This window comes from Martelella radicis (assembly GCF_014196625.1).
GTDB classification, from domain to species: Bacteria; Pseudomonadota; Alphaproteobacteria; order Rhizobiales; family Rhizobiaceae; genus Martelella; species Martelella radicis.
The window spans coordinates 237,446-252,827 of sequence record NZ_JACIDZ010000006.1; the positions used below are offsets into that span (position 1 = coordinate 237,446).

At 62.4% G+C, this 15,382-nt stretch carries 14 protein-coding genes and 1 pseudogene; 6 read left to right on the forward strand and 9 right to left on the reverse strand.

Annotation, left to right across the window (positions count from 1 at the left end; genetic code table 11):
* The first annotated feature begins 3 nt into the window (after positions 1–3).
* Positions 4–1,146: a Gfo/Idh/MocA family protein gene (locus GGR30_RS11160; RefSeq protein WP_183486212.1), complete on the forward strand. Its 1,143-nt coding sequence runs from the start codon at positions 4–6 to the stop codon at positions 1,144–1,146.
* 20 nt (positions 1,147–1,166) lie between these two features.
* On the opposite strand, the gene GGR30_RS11165 is transcribed toward GGR30_RS11160, so the two are convergent.
* A complete protein-coding gene (locus GGR30_RS11165; protein WP_183486214.1) occupies positions 1,167–2,183 on the reverse strand; it encodes an AraC family transcriptional regulator in 1,017 nt (338 codons plus the stop codon).
* Between the two features lie 81 nt (positions 2,184–2,264).
* A complete protein-coding gene (locus GGR30_RS11170; RefSeq protein WP_246413753.1) occupies positions 2,265–3,089 on the reverse strand; it encodes an SDR family oxidoreductase in 825 nt (274 codons plus the stop codon).
* Positions 3,090–3,369: 280 nt separating this feature from the next.
* On the opposite strand from GGR30_RS11170, the gene mgrA reads away from it, so the two are divergent.
* Positions 3,370–4,419 carry an L-glyceraldehyde 3-phosphate reductase gene (mgrA, locus tag GGR30_RS11175; protein ID WP_183486216.1) on the forward strand — a complete coding sequence of 350 codons (1,050 nt, stop codon included), beginning with the start codon at positions 3,370–3,372 and terminating at the stop codon, positions 4,417–4,419.
* 85 nt (positions 4,420–4,504) lie between these two features.
* Here mgrA and GGR30_RS11180 read toward each other — a convergent pair whose 3' ends face one another.
* Positions 4,505–5,536, reverse strand: a complete 1,032-nt coding sequence (locus GGR30_RS11180) for a zinc ABC transporter substrate-binding protein (RefSeq protein WP_210288007.1) — start codon at positions 5,534–5,536, stop codon at positions 4,505–4,507.
* A gap of 96 nt (positions 5,537–5,632) precedes the next feature.
* On the opposite strand from GGR30_RS11180, the gene GGR30_RS11185 reads away from it, so the two are divergent.
* Genes GGR30_RS11185 through GGR30_RS11195 form a run of 3 tightly spaced genes read left to right on the forward strand, consistent with a single transcriptional unit; the run spans position 5,633 to position 7,671 of the window.
* Positions 5,633–6,466, forward strand: coding sequence for an ATP-binding cassette domain-containing protein (locus GGR30_RS11185; protein ID WP_183486218.1), 834 nt, complete (start codon positions 5,633–5,635; stop codon positions 6,464–6,466).
* Positions 6,459–7,253 carry a metal ABC transporter permease gene (locus GGR30_RS11190; RefSeq protein ID WP_183486220.1) on the forward strand — a complete coding sequence of 265 codons (795 nt, stop codon included), beginning with the start codon at positions 6,459–6,461 and terminating at the stop codon, positions 7,251–7,253. The genes GGR30_RS11185 and GGR30_RS11190 overlap by 8 nt, the downstream gene beginning before the upstream one ends.
* Positions 7,254–7,266: 13 nt before the next feature.
* Positions 7,267–7,671, forward strand: coding sequence for a Fur family transcriptional regulator (locus GGR30_RS11195; RefSeq protein ID WP_210288008.1), 405 nt, complete (start codon positions 7,267–7,269; stop codon positions 7,669–7,671).
* Positions 7,672–7,898: 227 nt separating this feature from the next.
* Here GGR30_RS11195 and GGR30_RS11200 read toward each other — a convergent pair whose 3' ends face one another.
* Genes GGR30_RS11200 through GGR30_RS11210 form a run of 3 tightly spaced genes read right to left on the reverse strand, consistent with a single transcriptional unit; the run spans position 7,899 to position 10,457 of the window.
* On the reverse strand, positions 7,899–9,194 hold the full coding sequence (locus GGR30_RS11200; RefSeq protein ID WP_183486223.1) for a GGDEF domain-containing protein: 1,296 nt from the start codon (positions 9,192–9,194) through the stop codon (positions 7,899–7,901).
* Positions 9,191–9,736 carry a gamma carbonic anhydrase family protein gene (locus GGR30_RS11205; RefSeq protein WP_183486226.1) on the reverse strand — a complete coding sequence of 182 codons (546 nt, stop codon included), beginning with the start codon at positions 9,734–9,736 and terminating at the stop codon, positions 9,191–9,193. The genes GGR30_RS11200 and GGR30_RS11205 overlap by 4 nt, the downstream gene beginning before the upstream one ends.
* Before the next feature lie 31 nt (positions 9,737–9,767).
* Positions 9,768–10,457 (reverse strand): fumarylacetoacetate hydrolase family protein, encoded by a 690-nt coding sequence (locus GGR30_RS11210; protein WP_183486228.1) that lies wholly within the window; start codon positions 10,455–10,457, stop codon positions 9,768–9,770.
* A 317-nt stretch (positions 10,458–10,774) separates the two neighbouring features.
* Here GGR30_RS11210 and GGR30_RS11215 point away from each other — a divergent pair, with 317 nt between their 5' ends.
* Positions 10,775–11,848 carry a GGDEF domain-containing protein gene (locus tag GGR30_RS11215; RefSeq protein ID WP_183486230.1) on the forward strand — a complete coding sequence of 358 codons (1,074 nt, stop codon included), beginning with the start codon at positions 10,775–10,777 and terminating at the stop codon, positions 11,846–11,848.
* Positions 11,849–11,947: 99 nt separating this feature from the next.
* Here GGR30_RS11215 and gndA read toward each other — a convergent pair whose 3' ends face one another.
* The 3 genes and pseudogenes from gndA to GGR30_RS11230 all read right to left on the reverse strand — a co-directional run bounded on the left by gndA (position 11,948) and on the right by GGR30_RS11230 (position 15,367).
* Positions 11,948–13,372: an NADP-dependent phosphogluconate dehydrogenase gene (gndA, locus tag GGR30_RS11220; RefSeq protein ID WP_183486232.1), complete on the reverse strand. Its 1,425-nt coding sequence runs from the start codon at positions 13,370–13,372 to the stop codon at positions 11,948–11,950.
* A 163-nt stretch (positions 13,373–13,535) separates the two neighbouring features.
* On the reverse strand, positions 13,536–14,393 hold the full coding sequence (gene ttcA, locus GGR30_RS11225; protein ID WP_183486234.1) for a tRNA 2-thiocytidine(32) synthetase TtcA: 858 nt from the start codon (positions 14,391–14,393) through the stop codon (positions 13,536–13,538).
* Positions 14,394–14,439: 46 nt separating this feature from the next.
* Positions 14,440–15,367, reverse strand: a pseudogene (locus tag GGR30_RS11230) (glutaminase).
* Between the last annotated feature and the right edge of the window lie 15 nt (positions 15,368–15,382).

A 15,382-nucleotide genomic window follows, 5' to 3' on the forward strand; every position in this document is an offset into this window, starting at 1 on the left:
AACATGACCAAGGAACTGGGTGTCGGCATCCTCGGATGCGGCAATATTTCCGCGACCTATTTTTCGCTCGCGCCGATGTTCAAGGGGCTGAACGTGCTGGCCTGCGCCGACATCAATGCCGCCGCGGCCAAGGCGCGGGCGGAGGAATATGGCGTCACCGCGCAAGGCGTCGACGAACTCTTCGCCAATGACGAGATCGATGTCATCGTCAATCTCACCATTCCGGCGGCGCATTACGAAATGTCGCGCCGCGCGCTGGAAGCCGGCAAGCATGTCTATTCGGAAAAGCCGCTCGTGCTTTCCGTCGATGAGGGCAAGGAACTCGGGCGCCTCGCGGCGGAAAAGGGCCTTGCCGTCGGCTGCGCGCCGGATACGTTTCTCGGCGGCGCCCACCAGCGCGCCCGCAAATATATCGATGAGGGCAAGGTCGGCCGGATCACCTCCGGCACCTGCCATGTGATGAGCGCGGGCATGGAGATGTGGCACCCGAACCCGGACTTCTTCTTCCTGCCCGGCGGCGGGCCGGTGCTCGATCTCGGGCCTTACTACATCGCCAATCTGATCAACCTGATCGGCCCGGTGAAGCGGGTTGCGGCGCTGACGTCGATGGCCAACGAAACCCGCACCATCACGTCCGAACCGCGCAAGGGCGAGATCATTCCGGTCAAGACCCCGACCAATATTCATGCGCTTCTGGAATTCGAGAACGGCGCGACGGTCTCGCTTGCGGCAAGCTGGGATGTCTTTGCCCACCGCCATTCCCCCATGGAGCTTTACGGAACGGAAGGCTCGCTGTTCGTGCCCGATCCGAACTTCTTCGGCGGAACGGTTGAGGCGGCCGGGCGCGACGGCAAGATCGATCTACTGGATCTCGGCGATCATCCTTTCGCCAAGCCGAACCAGGATTTCGACAAGGGCGACAAGCGCGGGCGGGCGAACTACCGCACCGCCGGGCTTGCCGACATGGCCGTGGCCCTGATCGAGGGGCGGGACGCCCGCTGCTCGCTCGAACGCGCGCTTCACGGCGTCGATGTCATGGCCGCGATCCTGAAATCGGGCGAGACCGGCGCCTTCGTGCCGCTGTCGACCACCTGCACGCAGCCGGCCGCACTCGACGCCGAGGCGGCGGCAGCGCTTCTGCGGTAACAAGGCCGGATGCCTTGCCCTCAGGCGGAGCGTTGCTGCGGCGGCGTTCCGTCCCGGTCGGCGCGGCGCGCGCCTTCCGGCGTCAGGCCGGACCACGCCCGGAAGGCCCGGTTGAAGGAGTTCGGCTCGCTGAAGCCGAGAAGGAAAGAGATTTCCGCCGCCGGCAATTTCGTCGTCCTCAGATAGTGCCAGGCCAGCGCCTCGCGCGTCTCCTGCAGTATCTCCTGGTAGGAGGCCCCCTCCGCCTCGATCCGTCTCTGCAGCGTGCGCTTGCTCAGCGAGAGCTTGGCCGCCACTGCCTCGATCGATGCGAGTCCGCTTGGCAGGCCTTCCAGCAGTGCGGCCTTCACCCGCCTGACGGTGGTCGCTCCTTCCTCCAGATCGGCGAGACGCTCGCGCAGGCCCGGCTCGAATGCGTCCCACAGGCTCTCATTCGAGGTCAGGAAGGGGCGGGCGGCATCGCTGGCGGAGAAGGTCACGGCGTTGCGGGCTGCCCGTTTCATTGGCGCGCCGAGGAAGTCCTCGAAGGGCCCGACCTGGGCTGGCAGAGCGGTCGTTTCGACCGCGACCGGGCTGATCTGTTCGCGCGTGCCCATGCGCGCCAGCGTCACGCCAAAAAGCAGTTCGAACTGGATCATGCTTTGCGGCGGGTGGAATGGCGCATCAAGCCATGTCATCTCGACGGTCAGACGATTATCCGTCTCAGTCAGGTCGAGACGCATGGGCGCGATCAGTTTCTTGTAGGCCCTGATGCGGCTGAGCGCCACGCCGAGGTTCGGGCTGCACAGGGCGGCAAACAGCGGCGGTGAAAAGGATTCGGCACGGACGGCCCGGCAAAGCCTCAAGGGAAACAGCCGGTCGTCCTGCACGACCGCCTCCCAGAGACGATAGTAGTCCTCCGAGGCGAGCCGGGTGCCGGGGTTCTGCAGAAGATCATCGGCAAGTCCGGCGCGCCTCAGGATGTCGGCGGGAACGAGGCCGAGATCCTTGAGCAGCGGACGCCAAGTCGCGTCGAGCGCATAACCGGTCGTCATCATCTTTTGCTTCGTCCATGATAGGGCGTTTCCACTTTTCCTGGAAACGCTCCAACCCATCAGCGCATTCTGCATGATCCGGCGTCAGTTGCCCATGCCGAATTGCGCCTTGAGGCCTCCGATGAAGGTGGCGTCGTCGCTTGCCGCGCGTCTTGTAAGGATATCCACGGCATCGTCGCCCGCGGCAAAGCGCAGTTGCTGCGTGGTGTCGGTCGCAGCACGGTAGACCACTTCGGCGATGGTTTCGGGTGACGAGCCGTTTTCCATCATCGGACCGATGGCCTCAAGCAGCGTGTTCACGATCGCCTGGTATTCCTTAAGTGTCGAATCATTGCTGAAGTCGAGCGAGCGGCCGGAGAAATCGGTTCTGATGCCACCCGGTTCGACGATCTTCACGGCGATGCCGAGGGGCTCGAGTTCGAAATGCAGCGATTCCGACAGGCCTTCCACGGCGAATTTCGTGCCGTGATAAAGCGCGCCGAGCGGAAAGGTCATCCGCCCGCCGATGGAGGAGATATTGACGATCACGCCGCTTTTGCGCGTGCGGAAATGCGGCAGCAGCGCCTTCGTGACGGCGAGGAGGCCCATCACATTGACGTCGAACTGCCGGCGGGCTTTTTTGAGCGGCGTTGCTTCCAGCGGGCCGAAGGCGCCGTAGCCGGCATTGTTGACCAGCACGTCGATCGCCCCGAAGGCCGTGATGCCGGCCTCGACGGCGCGCTCGATCGACGCCTGGTCTTCCACGTCGAGGCGGGTGACGATCGTGCGGTCGAGCCGCGTCAGTTCTTCTTCCTTCTCGGGCGCGCGCATGGTCGCGACCACGTTCCAGCCTTTGGCCTGGAACAGCCGCGCTGCAGCGCGGCCGAGTCCGCTCGACGTGCCGGTGATGAGAACGGTTCTTGTCATCATGCTTGCCTTTCCTGAACTTTATGGGAGATGGAAGGATAGCGGCCGGGGATGGCGGCCGCATTGGCGGATGATGACGTTCTTCAATCCGATCGCGCCAAGCTGTCTCCCCAATGTCGACGGGCAAGGACATGGATCATTGCGGGTGAATGGATTATAGTCCGGACTGGATTTTCTCAAAAAGCGGGCGGCCTTCTGCCGCGCGCTGTCTCCCACGAGCGCCTCCTCACGCGAAGGTTCCCTCCCGGAACCGGGGCGCCATCTCGAAATCAGGATGAGCATGATGAGCTGGACACCGTCCGAAACCCGCTATGACACGATGAAATATAACCGCTGCGGCAATTCCGGCCTGAAACTGCCGGCGATCTCGCTGGGGCTCTGGCACAATTTCGGCGATGACACGCCGCGCGAGCGCAAGGTCGCGATCTGCCAGACGGCCTTTGACAGTGGCATCACCCATTTCGATCTTGCCAACAATTACGGTCCGCCGGCGGGGACCGCCGAGACGGCCTTCGGCTCGATCCTGAAGAAGGAGTTTGCCGGTCTGCGCGATGAGATGATCATCTCGTCAAAGGCCGGTTACGGCATGTGGCCGGGCCCGTACGGTGAATGGGGCAGCCGCAAATACATGATCGCTTCCTGCGACCAGAGCCTGAAGCGGCTGGGTCTCGACTATGTCGACATCTTCTATTCGCACCGCTTCGATCCCGATACGCCACTGGAAGAAACCATGCTGGCGCTCGATCACATCGTGCGCTCGGGCAGGGCGCTCTATGTGGGAATTTCCTCCTATAATTCGCAGCGCACCCGCGAGGCCTATGCGATCCTGAAGGAGCTGAAGACGCCCTTCGTCATCCACCAGCCGAGCTATTCGATGATCAATCGCTGGGTCGAGGATGACGGTCTGCTCGACACGCTGGAGGAACTCGGTCTCGGCTCGATCGTCTTCTCGCCGCTCGCCCAGGGCATGCTGACGTCCAAATATCTGAACGGCATTCCTGAAGACAGCCGCGCCGCCCAGGGCAAGTCGCTGCAGCAGACCTTCCTGAAGGAGGAGACGATTGCCCATATCCGCTCGCTGAACGCGATCGCCGAGCGGCGCGGCCAGACGCTGGCGCAGATGGCGCTCGCCTGGGTGCTGCGCAAGGGCCGGGTAACGACGGCGCTGATCGGCGCGAGCCGCCCCGAACAGGTAACCGATTGCGTGGCAGCCCTCGACAATCCGGATTTCACCGATGCGGAACTGGCCGAGATCGACAGCTACGCGCTCGACGCCAATATCAACATCTGGGCGAAATCGGCCGAGCGCAAAGGGCCCGAACGGAAGAAATAATAAAGCCTGCGGGTGGCAGCTACGACACCCGCAGGCCACTTCCCCCGGCCATCATGCGCGTGCCCGGGGGAAGTCCTCATGGCGCTTATTCGGCCACAAAGCAGTCGGTCAGATTGCCGGCAAGGTTTTCCATCAGCACGAAGTAAAGATCCGGGCCGTCTTCGAGGCCGGCGCCAAGCGGATCGAGCACGCCGGTGCGGGCGTCGGTTCCCTCGATCACGGCGTCAATGATCTTTGGCGCGAATTGCGGTTCGGAGAAGACGCAGGCCGCGCCCAGTTCCGTCAGCTTGTCGTGGATTTCGCGAATGCGCTGGGCGCTCGGCGGCGCTTCCGGATTGACGGTGATCGAGCCCGCCGCCTCGACGTCGAAGCGATGACCGAAATAGTGGTAGGCATCGTGGAAGACGACATAGGGCTTTTTCGAAACGCTGTCGATCTGGGCCTGAATGCCGGCCGTCAGATCATCGAGCCTTGTCTCAAGCTTTTCGGCATTGTCGGCATAGATCGCCGCATTGGCCGGATCGTTCTCGGCAAGCGTTTGCGCCATTGCGGCCGCGAAAGCCTTCGCGTTCATCGGGTCAAGCCACATATGCGGATCGACTTCGCCGTCGTGGTGATGGTCGGCTTCCGCATGCTCGTGCTCGGCGTCTGCGTGTTCATCGTGATCATGATCGGTGTGCTCATCATGGTCCTGGTCCGCGCCGTGGTCATCATGAACATCGCCTTCATGATCGTGGTCATGCGCGTCGAAGGCGCCGCCCTCGCGCGGTTCGAGCGTTTCGACGCCGGGCGCCTCTTCAAGCTCCACGACCTCGGCATTGCCGCCGAGCGCCTCAAGCGGCTTGTCGAGGAAATGCTCGAGCGCCGGTCCGATCCAGAACACGACATCGGCCTGCTGCAGCGCCCGCGCCTCTGACGGAGCCATGCTGTAGGTGTGCGGCGAGGCTGCGCCCTTGACCAGAAGCGTGGTCTCGGTCTCGGTTCCCGCCGTGATCGCCGTTGCCAGCGAATAGAGCGGCTTGATCGACGTGACCACCTTCAGGTTGTCATCTGCGATGGCGGCGCCGGCGGCCGAAACGGCAGCCGTTGTCAGGAGAAGCATACGAAGGGAATTCATCAGGACCTCACTTGCATTGAAATGTAATGTTATTACATTAATTGCGTAATGCTATAACGTATGTCATAGAGCGCCGCAAGACGGAGTTTTCAGAAATTGACCAAGACAAAGGATGAAGCCGGGCTGCTGGTTTCGCTGCAGGATGCCGGGATCAGGCGCGAGGGGCGTTTTCTCGTGCGCGGCGTGCGTTTCGATGTGCGGCGCGGCGAGATCGTCACCCTGATCGGACCGAACGGCGCCGGCAAGTCGACCAGCGCGAAGATGGCAATCGGCGTGTTCGAGCCGGACGAGGGCAGGGTGTGGCGGGCGTCCCGCCTGAAGATTGGCTATGTGCCGCAGAAGCTCAACATCGATCACTCGCTGCCGCTGACCGTCCGCCGGCTGATGACGGTCACGGGGCCGCTGTCGCGCGCGGAGATATCCGAGGCGCTGGAGGCGGTCGGGCTTTCGCACATGGAAGAGGCGAACGTTCAGACCCTTTCGGGCGGCGAATTCCAGCGGGCGCTTCTGGCCCGGGCGATTGCCCGCACGCCGGACCTGCTGGTTCTCGACGAGCCGGTGCAGGGCGTCGACTATTCCGGCGAGATCGCGCTTTACGAACTGATTTCGAAGATCCGCGACCGCCAGGGCTGCGGCGTGCTGATGATCTCGCACGACCTTCATGTGGTGATGGCCCAGACCGATACGGTGGTCTGCCTCAACGGCCATGTCTGCTGCACGGGTACGCCGGAGGATGTCAGCGGCAGCGAGGCCTATCAGGCGCTCTTCGGGGCGCGGGCATCGGGCGCGCTTGCGCTCTACCGTCACCATCACGACCACACCCATATGCCGGACGGGCGCGTGCGCCATGCCGACGGCACGGTCACCGATCACTGCCATCCCCATGACGGGCACCATACCCATGATGACGGGGAGAAATCCCATGCTTGACGATTTCTTCACCCGCGCGCTGATTGCCGGCATCGGCGTCGCCCTGATGGCGGGCCCGCTCGGCTGCTTCATCATCTGGCGCAAGATGGCCTATTTCGGCGATACCATGGCGCATTCCGCGCTGCTGGGCGTGGCCTTGTCGCTGCTCTTTGCCGTCAACCTGACCCTCAGCGTCTTCGTCGTTGCTACCGCGATCTCGATTCTTCTGATCCTGCTGGAGCGACGTCGCGCGCTTTCGACCGACAGCCTGCTCGGCATTCTCGCCCATTCGACGCTTGCCGTCGGGCTGGTGATCGTTTCCTTCCTCACCTGGGTCCGGGTCGATCTGATCAGCTTCCTGTTCGGCGACATCCTCTCCGTCACGCGCACCGACATTGCTATCGTCTGGCTCGGCGGGCTCGTCGTCGTCGGTGCGATCGTCGCGCTCTGGCGGCCGCTTCTGGCCGCAACCGTCTCGCCGGAGATCGCCCAGGCGGAAGGGCTCAGGCCGGAAACCGCGCGTTTCGTCTTCATGCTGCTGATGGCGCTGGTGATCGCGATCGCCATGAAGATCGTCGGCATCATGCTGATCACCTCGCTGCTGATCGTGCCGGCTGCGACCGCGCGGCGCTTTGCGAAGACGCCGGAGGCCATGGCGGTGATCGCCTCGCTGATCGGCGCGGTTTCCGTGGTGATGGGCCTTTATGCCTCGCTCTACTATGATACGCCCTCGGGGCCGTCGATCGTCGTTGCCGCCATGCTGCTTTTCGTTGCCGGCATGGTTCCGCTTGCCGCCCGACGCGCATGAAGGAGGTTTCCCGATGACCATTGCCGCGCGCAAACTGACCCGCAACCAGTCGCTCGTCTTCGATTGCCTTGCGGAAAGCGAAGGCCCGATGAGCGCCTACACCATCCTTGATCGCCTGCGTGACCACGGTTTCAAGGCCCCGCTTCAGGTCTACCGCGCGCTCGACAAGCTGACCGAGGCCGGCATGGTGCACAGGCTGGAAAGCATGAACGCCTATGTCGCGTGCGCCCATCCGGAGGAGGATTGCAGCCATCACGGCATGACCGCCTTTGCCATCTGCGAGGGGTGCGGCGCGGTGATCGAGTTTCACGCGCACGAGATCGAGCATGCCCTGGCTGCACTCGCTGAAGGCCGGAAGTTCAAGCCGGAGCGGATGACGGTGGAGATGCGCGGCCTGTGCGAGGCCTGCCGGCGCTAGAGCGCATTTCGACCTGATTGAATCAGATCGGCGCTCTATCCATTTGTTTTAGAAGCATAATCTAATCGATCCTCGCTTCGCTCCGGTCGGATTATGCTCTAGCGCATCGGCTCGAAAATCGGAATCGATTTTCAACAAGAACGATGCGTCGATTCAATAAGTTGGCGCGACCTTTATGCGTCCTATAGGACGCGCGGCGCTCCAAAGCGTGGGCCGGTTCGTCCTTCTCAGGAGGCCTTCTGCTCGGCGGTGCTGCCATTGACCACTGCCGCCGGAGCCGGCGTCCGGCGATCTTCGCCCGGCCTGTCGACAGATGTCAGGTTGCGGCCGCCCTGTTTGGCAGCGTAGAGCGCACGGTCGGCCCGGATCAGCAGGCTGCGCGGCTCATGCGTGGTGTTTGCCGGCCATTCCGTCGCGACGCCGATCGAGACCGAGAGACGCTTCAGCGGGCTTGTCGCATGCAGGATGTCGAGCCGGGCAATGGCCTCGTGGATCCGCCTCGCCATGCTGAGCCCGTCATCTTCCTCGCAGCTCGGCAGCACCAGCGCGAACTCCTCGCCGCCGAAACGCGCGGGCAGGTCGCTTTCCGCCCGCGTGCTGGCCTTGAGCGCCCTGGCAACCTGCTTGAGGCATTCATCGCCCGCCGGATGGCCATAGGTGTCGTTGTAGCCCTTGAAGTGGTCGATATCGATCATCAGCAGGGTCAGCGGCTCGTCGTTGAACCTGGCCTCCTGCCAGCTCTGCCGGAGGAACTCATCGAACAGCCGCCGGTTGGCAAGGTCGGTCAGGGCATCGGTGTTGGAGATGTGGTCGAGCGAGCGATATTCGCTCAAAAGCGCCTCGCCGCGCAGTTTCTCGCGCAGGTAAAGCAGGAAGATCTTTCGTTCGATTGTCTCGATCCGCACATTGGCAAGCATCGTCATCACGGTGGTCGCCAGAAGAAAGATCAGAGGCGAGGCCTTTTCATCCGGCACGAGCGTTGGAAGCGGCAGAATGAAATAGGCCGCGATGGCAAAATTGATGGCCGAGGCCAGGAGCGCCTGAGGAGGGCGCAGCGGCAGGGCGATATTGGCGATGACGGCGACGAGGATGAATGTGTAGGGCTCATACTGCACGATCGGATTGCCGACCGTGATCAGCATCAGTCCGGCCCCGAGCGAGGCGACTGAAATTCCGAGGATGGACATCAGTCCCGGCAGGCGAGTGTCGTTGCGAAAATAGATGACAAGTGACAGCGCTGCCATCAATGAACCGATAACGCCCGCCCGGATGATCGAAAGATGGACGATCAGTTCCGGCCGGTAGACGAGGTCGACGATGACGAAGGCGAACAGGAAGGCAATCCCGGCCAGCGCGGCCCGGACGACCTGGCGGTGACGGCTGGCGTGGATATGGGCGTTAAAACGCTCTTCGAGTTCGGGAGGGAAGGTGAGAACCCAGCCGGTGCGGGCCAGGTTTCTGCCGATCAGCTCATCGAGCGCCTGATCACGTTTCGACAGGGTGATGAACGGCGACGAATTCATCCGGCCGAACCGTCGTCGATGACCTCGAGGTCGCGGCTGAAGCGCTGCCAGTTCTCCTGGTAGCTTGTGGCAGAGCGGCGCAGCCCCTCTATCGTCGCCTCGTCTAGCGTGCGCACCGCCTTTGCCGGAGCGCCGACGATCAGGCTGTTGTCGGGAAAGGTCTTTCCCTCCGTAACCAGCGCGTTTGCGCCCACGAGCGAGTTCTTGCCGATCACGGCGCCGTTGAGAATAGTCGCGCCCATACCCACGAGGCTGTTGTCGCCGATCGTGCAGCCATGGATGATGGCGTGGTGGCCGATGGTGCAGCCTTCTCCGATGGTCGCGGGAGAGCCCATGTCGGTATGGACCATCACGCCGTCCTGAATATTGCTGCCTTGGCCGATGGTGATCGGCTCATTGTCGCCGCGCAGCACGGCCCCGAACCATATTCCGACATTCTCGCCGACGATGATCTCGCCGATCACTGCGGCATCGGGAGCAATCCAATAGGCGCCGTCCGGTGGCAATTTCGGTCGGCGCGCGCCGAGCGCGTAAATCGTCAATTTTCGTCCTCCTGAGGAACGCCAGAGTATATCAGATCACGTCGAATGCAAGTTTTCCGACAGTCTCGATCTCGCATTCGATCCGGTCGCCTCTCGAAACCGGCCCCACGCCCGAGGGCGTTCCCGTCAGGATGATGTCGCCGGGAGCGAGCGTTACATAGCGCGACAGTTCCGCTATGATCTCCGGCACCTTCCAGATCATCTGGTTGAGGTCGCCGTTCTGCGTCTCGGCGCCATTGCGCAAGAGCGTGATCGCGCCCTTTTCGGGGTGGCCGATCTCCTCCGCGGGCGCGATCGCGGATACCGGCGCTGAATGCTCGAAGGCCTTTGCCATCTCCCAGGGCCGGCTTTTCGCCTTCGCCTCGTCCTGAATATCGCGCCGGGTGAGATCCACGGAGACGCCGTAGCCGTATACACAGTCCAGAGCATCTTCGACGCCGATATCAGCGCCGCCATCTTTCAGCGCCACATAGCATTCGACCTCGTGGTGTACGTTGGCGGTGAGGCTTGGATAGGCAAAGGGCTGTCCCGGCAAAAGCAGATTGTCGGCGTTCTTCTGGAAGAAGAACGGCGCCTCGCGTTCCGGGTCGTGGCCCATTTCCACAGCATGGGCCGCGTAGTTGCGGCCGACGCAGTAGACGCGACGGACCGGGAAGCGCTCTTCAATACCGGTAACGGGGAGCAGGATTGCGTGCGGCGGGGGAATGACGGTTGCTGGCATCTCCGGGGCGCCTTTCTGCTGTCTTGGCGGTGTTGGATCATGAGTTTTGGGCCATTCGGCTCGGCTGATCAAGCTGGCCTTTGCCAAAACGGCGATTGAGTCGGGGAAGGTTAGCCTTTGTGGACATTTTTTGCTTGTGGTAAACGGGGCATTAACCGTACCAACGGCTCGAATTGCGTGATGCGTATCCCCCAAAAAGACCGGTGTTCGGATGCTGCGGTGCCAGAGGCGCTCCCCGGCACACGGCCATCACCTGTGGTTCTTGTCATGAGAACGAGGATCGAGCGAGCAATGACCAGAACGTGGGACAGTGACCGATGATGGAGAATGTGGGTATTCTCGCGACCATGCTGGAAAAGGTGGGTTTGGCGGCATTGGTCATTCTGACGTACCGCGCCATCCTGCGTTCGCGCTGGCCGGCGCTCTGGTCCGGCCCGGCGATCGGCCTTCTCTTCAGTTTCGGCGCAGCCATTTCGATGATCGATCCGCTGGTGGTTGGTCCCGGTTTCATCCTGGATATCCGCGTGATCATGATCGGCCTGGCCGCGCTTTTCGGCGGAGTCTGGGCGGCGCTGATTGCGGGCGCTGTCGCCGTTACCATCAGGATACTTATCGGCGGGGCCGGTGTTATGCCGGGCACGGTCAGCATCGTGCTGGCGACCATCGTCGCGCTTGCCTTCGTGCGGTATTGCGGCAATGGCCGCGATCTGCGCAACCTCGCGCTTCTTGGTCTCTCGATCTCGCTGAGCCTCCTGACCGTCTTTCTTCTGCCGCTCGATTTCGCCCTCAGCACGGCGTTCCATTCGCTGCCGGCCCTTGTGCTGCGCAATCTGCTCGGCACGATGATCCTCGGCTATTTTCTGGCGATGGAGGAGCGGCGCGAGGTCGAACACAAGACCTTCAAGGAACAGGCCGAGCGCGACGCGCTCACAGGCCTCTCCAACCGCCGGGCACTCGAACTGCTCGAGCGGCGCGATTCGGGCCATCAGACGCCGGAACTCTTCTGTGTCATCATGTTCGATCTGGACCACTTCAAGAGCGTCAACGACAGCTATGGGCATGGTCTCGGCGATGTCGTTCTGGCGCGCTTTGCCGAAATCATCACGCGACGTATCCGCGGAAGCGACATCGTCGTGCGCTATGGCGGCGAGGAATTCTGCGTGATCCTCAATGATGCGCTTCTCAGCAATGCCGCGCGCATCGCCGAAGATATCAGGGGGCAACTTGCCGACGAGATTTTCTCCCACGATGTCAGGGTAACCGTGAGCGCGGGCGTGGCCCAATCATCGGCGGCTGTGCCGTCGGTCTATTCCGTGATCAAGCAGGCGGACCAAGCGCTTTACGAAGCCAAGGGCAATGGGCGCAACCGCGTGGAAATTCATACATCATAGCTCTCGTTGCCTCAGGAGCCGGAAGCTGCGGCGCGAAAAGAAAAGCCCCGCTGCGACGGGGCTCTCTCGATTTGCTTGCTCTGAAGAGACGGAAAGGCGTCAGGCCGCGCCGCTGCCCCAGGGGCCGTGATGGATGTCGAGGCCGTCGAGACGGTCGAAGCCATGGGCGCCGAAGAAGTCGCGCTGTGCCTGGATCAGGTTGGCGGTGCCGCGCGACTGGCGATAGGCATCGAAATAGGTAAGAGCCGAGGCGAGACCCGGAACCGGAAGGCCGGCGGAAGTCGCGGCGGCGACAATGCGGCGCAGCGACGGCAGGCATTCGTTGACCATGGCGGCAAAGGCAGGCGTTACGATCAGGTTGGCGACATCCGGCGTTTCGGAGAAGGCCTTGGTGATCTCGTCGAGGAACTGCGAGCGAATGATGCAGCCGGCGCGCCAGATGCGGGCGATCTCTGGCATCGGCAGGTTCCAGCCATACTGCTCGGATGCCGACGCCATGACGTCGAAGCCCTGCGCATAAGCCGCGATCTTGGCTGCGAAGAGCGCCAGTTCCAGGTCACGGTTGAGCCAGGGACCCGGCGGAATGCTGAATTCGAGTTCTTCCTTGTTGAACATCGGCTCGGCTGCCTTGCGTTCGCCACGCATGGAGGACAGGCAACGGGCGGCAACGGCGGCCTCGATCACGGTCGCCGGCACGGCAAGCTGCTGCGCTTCGATCGCCGACCAGCGGCCGGTGCCCTTCTGCCCGGCGGCATCGACGATGATGTCGGGCATGGCCTTGCCGGTTTCAGGATCGGTCGCCGTCAGCACCTTGGCGGTGATCTCGATCAGGAAGGAGTTCAGGCGGCCATCGTTCCATTCGCTGAAGACATGGGCGATTTCCGAGGCGCTCATGCCGACGCCGTCGCGCAGGATGCCGTAGATTTCGGCGATCATCTGCATGTCGGCATATTCGATGCCGTTGTGGATGGTCTTGACGAAGTGGCCGGCGCCGTCCGGACCAAGCCAGGCGCAGCAGGGGTCCTCGGCATATTTCGCCGAAATCGAGGTCAGAACCTTTTCAACGCGGGCGTAGCTGTCTTCCGTGCCGCCGACCATGATCGAGGGACCGTGCCGCGCGCCTTCTTCGCCGCCGGAAACGCCCATGCCGATAAAGGTCAGGCCGGTGCCTTCCAGCTCCTGGAAGCGGCGGCGGGTATCGTGGAAATTGGCATTGCCGGCATCGATGATGATGTCGCCATTACCGAGATAGGGGCGCAGCTTCTCGATCTCCTGATCAACCGGATCGCCGGCCTTGATCATGATGATGATCGGGCGCGGCGGACGGATGGCGGCCACGAATTCCGAAAGCGTTTCTGTGGGAACGATGTTCTTCTGAAGGTCGCCGGCGCCTGCGTAAAATGCGCGCGTCTTGTCGACCGTACGGTTGTAAACGGCGATTCTGTTGCCTTTTTCAGCAATGTTCAGGGCGAGGTTGGAGCCCATGACACCCAGACCAATCAGGCCGATTTCTGCTTTTTCCACGACATCACCTCTCGTGTTTGATGGTGACCTTTTGTGGCATCGTGGCAGACAAACGGCAAGGCCGCGAGGCGCAGAACCGTCTATTTTCAGGCAGATGACGGAAAGTTTAGTGAAACTGACACATTATCACGGGCCGGAAATGGCCCCGGCGGGCGGGCGAAGTTCAATCGGTTTGAGGCCGTAATCCGGCAAAATCGAAAAGCTTCGGGTCGAGGAGGTGCGAGGGATTGGCATTGCAGAGCGCCCTCAGCATCACCTCCTTGCGGCCGGGCATGCGCGTCTCCATGTCGGCCAGCATCTGCTTCATGGCGTTGCGCTCCAGCCCGTCCTGCGAGCCGCAGAGGTCGCAGGGGATGATGGGAAAGCGCATGGCCTCGGCAAAGCGCGCCAGGTCGTCCTCGGCCGCATAGGCAAGCGGGCGCAGAAGCGTCAGGTCACCGTCGTCGTTCAGAAGCTTCGCGGGCATGGTGGCAAGCCTGCCGCCGTGGAAGAGGTTCATGAAGAAGGTCTCGAGAATGTCCTCGCGGTGGTGGCCGAGCACCAGGGCGTCGCAGCCTTCCTCGCGCGCGATCCGGTAGAGATGGCCGCGCCTGAGCCTGGAGCACAGCGAGCAGTAGGTGGAGCCCGGCGCAAGCTTGTCGGTGACGATCGAATAGGTGTCCTTGTACTCGATCCGGTATCTGATCCCGAGGCTTTCGAGATAGTCTGGCAGGACATGTTTGGGAAAGTTCGGCTGGCCCTGATCGAGATTGCAGGCGATGAGTTCGACCGGCAGCAACCCGCGCCATTTGAGTTCCATCAGCACGGCGAGAAGGCCGTAACTGTCCTTGCCGCCGGAAAGCGCGACCAGCCAGCGCTTTTGGCCTTCAAGCATGGAAAAGTCGAAGATTGCCTGGCGCACCTGCCGCAGCAGCCGCTTGCGCAACCGCTGGAAACTGACCGAGGAGGGCGCATCGGCAAAGAGCGCGCGGAAGGCACTGTCTTCCGGCCGGGTCTCGTCGAGGATTTCTGCGTCGCTCATGGTGTCGTTTCTCTCATTCAGCATTTGCATTGCCGGGCCGTTCCGCTCAGGTGCCGAACACCGACCAGCCGGTGCGTGCGGCAAGCATTTCCAGCGCAATGCTGCCAAGCAGGGAATTGCCGGTCTCGTCAAGCCCCGGCGACCAGACGGCGATCGAAGCCCTGCCGGGGGCAACGGCGAGAATGCCGCCGCCGACGCCGGATTTGCCGGGCAGGCCGACGCGGAAGGCAAAATCGCCGGAGCCGTCATAATGGCCGCAGGTCAGCATGATCGCGTTGATCCGTCGCGCCCGCCGCGGCGAGACAACGGAAAAAACCGGTCAGTGGATTGGTACCGCGATTGGCCAGGAACAGGCCCGCATGGGACAGCTGGACGCAGTTCATGGCCAGCGCGCACTGGTGAAAATAGACGCCGAGCACATGGTCGACGGGATGTTCGAGATTGTCGAAGCCGCGCATGAAATTGGCGAGCGCGAAATTACGATAGCCGGTGCGCTGCTCCGAGCGGGCGACGGGCTCGTCGATATAGAGGCTCTCGTCATTGGCGACGAAATGCATGAAGCGCAGGAATTCGCCGATCGCCTCGCGCGGGCGGTGGCCTGCCAGCACGATGTCGGTGACGACAATGGCGCCGGCATTGATGAAGGGATTGCGGGGAATGCCGTGCTCATGCTCGAGCTGGACGATCGAATTGAAGGCCGAGCCCGAGGGCTCGCGCCCGACGCGGCGCCAGATCGTCTCGCCGACCTTGCCGAGCGCCAGCGTCAGCATGAACACCTTGGAAATGCTCTGCACCGAGAAGGCGGTCTCCGCGTCACCGGCGCGATAGGTCTTGCCGTCGACGGTGGTGATCGCGATGCCGAGCTGCTTCGGGTCCACCTTGGCGAGTTCGGGAATATAGTCGGCCACCTTGCCCTCGCCGAGCCTGGAGCTGAGATCGCGCACAATGTCGTCGGCAATGGCCTGAAGGTCCATGGTCTTTCCCTTGGA